The sequence below is a fragment of the Protofrankia sp. CiT1 genome (genome assembly GCF_917627335.1).
Lineage (GTDB): Bacteria > Actinomycetota > Actinomycetes > Frankiales > Frankiaceae > Protofrankia.
The window spans coordinates 1-7535 of the sequence record NZ_CAKJTP010000155.1 but is presented as its reverse complement, the minus strand read 5'-3'; the positions used below and the strand labels follow the sequence as shown (position 1 = coordinate 7535).

General features: G+C 72.5%; 4 protein-coding genes. All 4 read left to right on the top strand.

The genetic code is table 11. The features are described from left to right. Nucleotides 1–132 precede the first annotated feature (132 nt). The 4 genes from MJ785_RS18175 (at nt 133) to MJ785_RS18160 (ending at nt 7303) form a co-directional block, all read left to right on the top strand. Entirely contained in the window at nt 133–3456 is a 3324-nt protein-coding gene (locus MJ785_RS18175; protein ID WP_239377532.1) for an ATP-dependent DNA helicase, read from the top strand. Then, the gene (locus tag MJ785_RS18170; protein ID WP_239381938.1) at nt 3453–6743 is read left to right on the top strand and encodes an ATP-dependent DNA helicase; all 3291 of its coding nucleotides are present in this window, start codon (nt 3453–3455) and stop codon (nt 6741–6743) included. The genes MJ785_RS18175 and MJ785_RS18170 overlap by 4 nt, the downstream gene beginning before the upstream one ends. 8 nt (nt 6744–6751) lie before the next feature. Continuing rightward, entirely contained in the window at nt 6752–6952 is a 201-nt protein-coding gene (locus tag MJ785_RS18165; protein WP_239309573.1) for a hypothetical protein, read from the top strand. Between the two features lie 102 nt (nt 6953–7054). Then, nucleotides 7055–7303 (top strand): antitoxin, encoded by a 249-nt coding sequence (locus MJ785_RS18160; RefSeq protein WP_239381936.1) that lies wholly within the window; start codon nt 7055–7057, stop codon nt 7301–7303. Nucleotides 7304–7535 lie beyond the last annotated feature (232 nt).

Here is a 7535-nt window from a genome sequence, read left to right as displayed (position 1 = left end):
TAACAGCGCCCGGCCCCGGCGCCCCGGCGGGAATCGTCCGGTTCTGTCGGTGGCGCGTGGTGTGCTGTGCGCGTGACAGCCCAACCGGACGCCGCCGGGGTTCCCCGGCAGCAGACGCATGCGGTCCCGGCCATGGCGGGCCCGCCGGTCTACCGGCTCGTGCGGACCCCGCCGCCGCCGTCGCGCCCGCCGGTCCTCGACACCGATCAGGCCCGCGTCGTCGCCCACACCGGTGGTCCGCTGCTCGTCCTGGCCGGGCCGGGCACGGGCAAGACGACCACGATCGTCGAGGCGGTGGTCCGGCGGGTGGAGGACGGCCTTGACCCGCAGCGCATCCTGGTACTGACCTTCAGCCGGCGGGCCGCGCAGGAGCTGCGCGAACGCATCACCCGGCGGCTGCGCGCCGCTGTCGGCGCCCCACTGGCCTGGACCTTCCACGCCTGGTGCTACGCCGTCCTGCGGCTGGGCCGGCCGGCGGGCCTTGGCGGCGCCCCACCGAGGTTGCTGTCCGGCCCCGAGCAGGACACGAAGCTCCGCGATCTCCTTGCCGGGACGGTGGAGGTGGGCCGGCCGCGATGGCCGGCCGCGCTCGCGGGTTGCCTCACGTCCCGGGGCTTCGCCGAGGAGGTGCGGGCCATGCTTGCCCGGGCCAGGGAGACGGGGCTGAGCCCGGATGCGCTCGCGGCGCTCGCGCGGCGGACCGGCCGGGACGACTGGGCCGCGATGGCGACCTTCTACGCTGACTATCTTGACGCTCTTGATCTTGAAGGAATGATTGATTACTCCGAACTGGTGCAACAGGCGGCAGCCGTCGCCGAAGACGACGATGTCGGCGTTGGCCTGCGTCGTCGTTACCGCGCTGTCTTCGTCGACGAGTACCAGGACACCGACCCCGCACAGGAGCGGCTGCTGCGGGCCGTCGCCGGTGGCGGCGCGGACCTCGTCGCCGTTGGCGACCCGGACCAGTCGATCTACGGTTTCCGCGGGGCAGAGGTGCGTGGGCTGCTGGAGTTCCCGACCCGGTTCCCCCATGCCGACGGGCGTCCCGCCGAAGTGGTGGCGTTGCGGCGCTGCCGCCGGCTGGGGCCGGTGGCGCTCGCCGTCAGCCGGCGGGTGGCGGACCGCATCCCCGCGACAGGCCTGCCCGCCGAACATCTGCGCGCGCATCGGGATCTGATCGCGGCGGGCGGCCCCGACAAGCCCGGCACAGAACGCGTCGAGGCCCGGCTGTACACCTCCGAGGGCGCCCAGGCCGAAGGCGTTGCTGACCTGCTGCGCCGGGAGCATCTGGAGAACGGCACACCGTGGGACCGCATGGCGGTACTGGTGCGAAGCGCGGCCCGGTCCGTTCCGCCGCTGCGGCGGATGCTCACCGCGGCGGGCGTGCCGGTCGAGGTGGGTGGCGACGAGCTGCCGCTTGCCCGTGACGGTGCGGTCGCGCCGCTGCTGTTGGCGCTGCGCTGCGTCGACAACCCCGACCGCGAGCTGACCGCCGAGACGGTACGGATCTTGTTGACAGGCCCGTTGGGCGGTGCCGACCCGACCACGCTGCGGGCGCTGGGCCGGGCGTTGCGCGCGATCGACCGCGCCGCGAGCGTCCCGGGTGCGACCGCCCCAGCCGTGCCGTCGCCGTCGGCGGAACTGATCCGGCTGGCGGTCGCCGACCCCGGCCGCGCCCTGCCGATGGTCCCCGACCACGTCGCGGGTCCGGCTCGTCGCCTTGGTGAGCTGCTGCGATCCGCTCGCGCGCTGCTCAAGCGCGGTGGCGCGCCCGAGGACGTCGCGTGGCTGCTGTGGTCGGGCACCAGCTGGCCCGCCCGGTTGGAACGGGCGTCCGCCGCGGGAGGGGCGGCCGGGCGGGCGGCAGACCGTGATCTGGATGCCGTGGTCGCGCTGTTCGCGACCATCGGCCGGTCCAGCGCGCGGCGCGGTCCCGGTACCGGCATCGGCCCGCTCCTGGACGAGCTGGAACAGCAGCAGGTCACCGGCGACACCCTTGCCGAACGTCCGGCGCGCGGGGGGGTCGTCCGGTTGCTGACCGCCCATCGCGGCAAGGGCCTGGAATGGGACGTCGTGGTCGTCTGCGGTGTCCAGGACGGGCAGTGGCCGGACCTGCGGACCCGCCACTCGCTGCTGGAGTCCGAACGGCTGGACCGTCCCGAGCTCGGCGGGATGCGGGAGCCCGCGACCCGCGCCGAACTTCTCGCGGACGAACGCCGGCTGTTCTATGTCGCGCTGACCCGGGCACGGCGCCGGCTCGTCGTCACAGCTGTCGACGCCGCTGATGATCAAGGTGTGAGCCCGAGCCGGTTCTTCCGCGAACTGTGCGACGCGGCGCCGCTCGGAGTGTCGGTGACCACGCAGCGGTCCCGGCTGGCCCGTCCCCTGACACTGTCGTCGGCGGTTGCGGCGCTGCGCCGGGCCGCCGTCGACCCGGCTTCCACACCGGCGCTGCGGGAGGCCGCCGCGGCCCGGCTCGCGCGGCTCGCGTCCGCGGTTGATGACGCGGGCCGCCCGCTCGTGGCGTCCGCCCGTCCGGGCCGCTGGTGGGGGCTGGCCGAGGTGACCGCTGGTGAGGTACCAGTGGTCGCGGTGGGCGCCCCCATCCGGTTGTCGGGGTCGTCGCTGTCCGGTTTGTCGACCTGCCCGATGCGCTGGTTCCTTGAGCACGAGGCACATGCGCAGGCCGCGAGCAACTCCGACATGGGCTTCGGCAAGGTTGTGCATGCGCTCGCGGACGAGGTCGCGACCGGGCGGACCGCTCCCGATCTCGACGCGCTCGACGCCCGCCTGGACCGGGTGTGGCGGCATCTCGCCTACGAGGCGCCGTGGCGCTCCGAGCAGCAGCGCGCGGCGGCACGCCAGGCGCTGGCCCGGTTCCTGAGGTGGCACACGGCCACCCGCAACCGGCGGTTGGTGGCGAGCGAGGTCCCGTTCAGCTGCGACATCGTCGTGGGCGGCCGAACGGTGAAGCTACGTGGCTTCATCGACCGTATCGAGCTCGACGACGACGGCCGGGTACATGTCGTCGACTTCAAGACGGGCCGGACGGCTCCGTCCAGTTCGGACGTGGCGCGTCATCCGCAGCTCGGCATCTATCAGGTTGCTGTGCGTGATGGGGCGGTGGCGTCGACAGCCGATGGGGCCCGAGCCGAGCCCGGCGGAGCCGAACTGGTGCACCTGCGCCTTGACGCGCCCTCGGCGCCCGCGCAGCCCCCGGCGCCAGCAGGCCCGGCCGGGGAGGCCGCCGGGCATCCGCCGGCTCGGGCGCCGAAGGTCCAACGCCAGGATGCGCTGCCGGTCGACGGTCCCACCTGGGTGGAGGAGCTGCTGTCAGAGGCTGTCGAGCACATCGACGCGGAGCGTTTCCCACCGCGTCCCGGCACAGCCTGCCCGACATGCGCGTTCCGGCGTTGCTGCCCGGCCCAGGACGAGGGACAGCAGGTGATCACATGACCGTGGCCGCCGCCGCGGCCAGGCCGGCAGGGCCGGCGCCGGCGCCGGCACCGACAGACCTCCGTGATCTACTCGGCGTGCCGTTCACCGACGAGCAGATCGCCGCGGCGACCGCTCCGTTGGAGCCCGGGGTGATCGTTGCCGGCGCTGGCTCGGGCAAGACCTCGGTGATGGCTGCCCGGGTCGTGTGGCTGGTCGCGACCGGCCAGGTGACGCCCGACGGTGTGCTCGGGCTCACCTTCACGACCAAGGCCGCGGGTGAGCTCACGGACCGGATCCGCCGTGGCCTGGAAAAATCGGGTGTCACGGGTGCCGAGGGTGAGGCCGGCGCGGGCGAACCGGTCGTGTCCACCTACCATGCGTTCGCGAAGCGGCTGGTCACAGACCACGCGCTGCGGCTCGGCCTGGAGCCCGGTTTCACGCTGCTTGCCGATGCCACCCGCTACCAGCTCGCCGGGCGGGTACTGCGTCGCCACCGCGGACCGGTCACGGCGCTGAGCAGACCGCTGTCGATGCTCGTGGGCGACCTCATCGCACTTGACGCGGAATGCGGCGAGCACCTTGTCGAACCGGGGGAACTGGTCGGTTTCGACCGTGACTGGCTGGCCGAGATCGAGACGGTGCTCGCCGCCGAACGGGAACGGCCGCGCACCAAGGGCCATGTCGACGCACTCGACCGGATGGCCCTGATCGCCCGGTCCCGTCAGGAGCTCAGCGCGATGGTCGCGGAGTTCCGCGCGGCCAAACGCGAGCGTGACGCCATCGACTTCGGTGACCTGGTCCGCCACGCGGTCCGGCTGGCCGACACAGTGCCGGAGGTCGGTGCGCTGGAGCGCTCCCGGGCCGGGGTCGTGCTGCTGGACGAGTACCAGGATACGTCCGTGGCGCAGCGGCGGATGCTCGCCGGCCTGTTCGGCGGTGGTCATCCGGTGACCGCCGTCGGTGACCCGTGTCAGGCGATCTACGGCTGGCGTGGCGCGTCCGTCGCGAACCTCGACGGCTTTCCGGCGCATTTCCCGCGTCGTGACGGCGGGCCGGCGCGGGTGTACGAGCTGTCGGTCAACCAGCGCAGCGGCGGGCGGCTGCTGAGCCTGGCCAACGCGGTGGCGGCTGGTCTGCGGGCCCGCCACCGCGTCGCGCGGCTGCGCCCGCGGGACGATGTCGCCGATCACGGTGAAACGGTGGTGGCACTGCATCCAACCTGGTCGCAGGAGGTTCGCTGGGTCGCGGCGACGCTTCGGGAGGTCGTCACCACCGGGCGGGCCAGGCCCGGGGAGTGCGCGGTACTCGTGCGGGCGCGCCGTGACGTCCCCGCGCTGTATGCGGCGCTGCTTGCGTGGGAGCTGCCCGTGGAGGTCGTGGGCCTTGGCGGTCTGCTGAGCCTGCCGGAGGTCGCCGATGTCATCGCGACGCTGGAGGTACTGGACGACCCGACGGCCAACGCGGCCCTGACCCGGCTGCTCACCGGCCTGCGGGTCCGCCTGGGCCGTCGTGATCTCGCCGCGCTCGGGCGTGCGGCGCGCGAGGCCGCCGGCGCCGGGGCGGGGCGCCCCGCCCTCCTCGAGCAGCCGGGATCCGACCAGCCGGGATCCGAGCGGCCGATGGGCGGACAGGGGCCGGATGCGCTTGACGAGGCGGTTCTCGGGATCGACCCCTGCGATGTGGTCGCGCTCGCCGACGTACTGGACGACCCGGGTCCGCAGGTGTCGGCTCAGGGCCGGGCCCGGCTGCGGATGCTCGGCGCGGACCTGCGTCACCTGCGCGTTCATATCGACGAGCCGTTGCTGGACGTCATCCACCGGATCATCGAGGTCACCGGCTTGGATGTGGAACTGGCGGCGAGCAGCGAGGCGGTCACAGCCCGCCGCCGTGACAACCTCGCCGCGTTCGTCGACGTCGCGGCCGGCTTCACCGGCCTGGACAACGACGGTTCGGTCCGCGCGTTTCTGGCGTTCCTGCAAGCCGCGCGGGAACACGAGCGCGGTCTGGACGCGACCAGCCCCTCCGGCGCGGATGCGGTCCAGCTGATGACCATCCACAAGTCCAAGGGGCTGGAGTGGGAGGTCGTGGCCGTGCCGAATCTCAGCCACACGGTTTTTCCGATCACTACCGTCCGGTCGAAGTGGACCACATCTCCGTCGGTGCTGCCCACGCCGTTGCGCGGGGACGCCGACGAGCTGCCTGTGCTGCGTGGCCACGGAAAATCCGACCTCGCCGAGTTCGCCGCCGACTGTGACGGCTACCTGGAACGGGAGGAACGCCGCCTCGGCTATGTCGCGTTCACTCGGGCCAAGTCGGTGTTGTTCGGCAGCGGGCACTGGTGGGGGCCGTCGCAACGTCGGCTGCGTGGGCCGTCGGTCTTCCTCGGCGAACTGTACGATCATGTGCGCGCCGGTCACGGCACAGTCGCGGCGTGGGCGCCGAGACCATCCGAGGATGAGACCAACCCGCAGCTCACCGGTATGGAAGAGCTGGACTGGCCGCTACCGTACGAGCCCGCGTCCGCTGCCCGCCGCCGTGCCGTCGCCGAGCGGGTCACCACGCATCTGACCGCCCTGGCCGCGGGGCGGCCGTTGCCCGCGGACGATCTTACCGCGATGGCTCCGGCGGAACGGCAGGCACTGGCCGAACTCGACCGCGATGTCGAGCTGCTGTTGGAAGAGGCTCGCCGCGCTCGGCGGCCGTCCCGCACGGTGGAGCTGCCGCACGCGCTCACCGCCTCCCAGGTGGTGCGGCTGCGGTCTGATCCGGCGGGGCTGGCCCGCGACCTCGCCCGCCCGATGCCGCGGCGCCCGGCACCGCTGGCACGTCGGGGCACGGCGTTCCACGCCTGGGTGGAGGACGTCTTCGGGCAGGTCCCGCTACTTGATCCCGAGGATCTGCCGGGGGCCGCGGACGAGGCAATGGACGAGGTACCCGATGAGATGCCGGCGGACGGCGACATCATGGCGTGGCGGGCGGCGTTTCTGGCCAGCCCGTATGGCCGGCGGCGCCCGTTCGCGGTGGAGACGCCGTTCGAGCTGCTGATCGCGGGCCGGGCGGTCCGGGGCCGCATCGACGCGGTGTACGACCTCGGGGGCGGCCGTTGGGAGGTAGTGGACTGGAAGACGGGCCGGCAGCACGCGGACGCGGTGCAGCTGGCGGTGTACCGGCTGGCCTGGGCACGGTTGCGGGGGGTGCGCCCGGACGCGGTGGACGCGGCGTTCCTGTACGTCCGCTCAGGTGAGGTGGCCCGCCCGCCGCTGCTGTCCGAAACCGAGCTCGAATCCCTTCTCCGCGGCCCGTGACCGGCCCCGTGACCGGCCCCCGCCCGGCTCATCCAGACCACGCGGCCAGCCAGCGGCTGTCCGCGCTGGAACGCCTCGTTGCACAGGGCCGGGCAACCGCGCCCACCATCGGGCCGGACGAACCGCTGCCGATGCCGCCCGTGTTGGGTGATCCGTCTCTTGACACCGCGCAGGAGCTGGCCGCGGCACGCGAGCACGAACGCTGGTGATCTATTTCGATTCCGCCGCGGTGGTCAAGCTTGTCCGTGCGGAGCCGTCGAGCGCCGATGATGTCTACTCTTGGTAGCTACCAGGAATCCGGGGAGGGTGCCGTGTCGGGGACTGCGATCGCGAGGCTGTTCACGCATGGCAGGAGCCAGGCTGTGCGGCTGCCGAAAGAATTTCGGCTGCCCGGTGACCGGGTGCGTGTCCGACACGTGGGAGGCGGCGTGCTACTGGAGCCGATCGCGTCGGATGTCGATGCGTGGTTCGCCGAGCTGGACCGGTTTGCCGGCGTGCCACTGTTTGAGGACGGTAGGAACCAGCCGGCGGCGCCCGTCGGCGAGGACATCTTCGAGTGACCTGTCTTCTGGGCACCAACGCGGTGGTCGCCCTGTTGCGGAACAAGCCGTTCGCCGTGCGCGATCGGTATCGGGCGGCCCTCGCGTCGGGGAACCTCTCGCGCTGTCGTCGGTCGTGCTGTCCGACACCAGGTCTGCGTAGCGCTCGCTGAACTCAAGGAGAGGGTGACGGCGATATATGTCTGGGGAGGTTCCGAGGGGCCGATGCGTGTGGCTGTCAAGCGGTCATGCC

What these genes read in the sequence shown, in the direction of transcription:
- MJ785_RS18175 (WP_239377532.1), top strand. Translation starts at nt 133, where the DNA reads ATGGCGGGCCCGCCGGTCTACCGGCTCGTGCGGACCCCGCCGCCGCCG.
- MJ785_RS18170 (WP_239381938.1), top strand. Translation starts at nt 3,453, where the DNA reads ATGACCGTGGCCGCCGCCGCGGCCAGGCCGGCAGGGCCGGCGCCGGCG.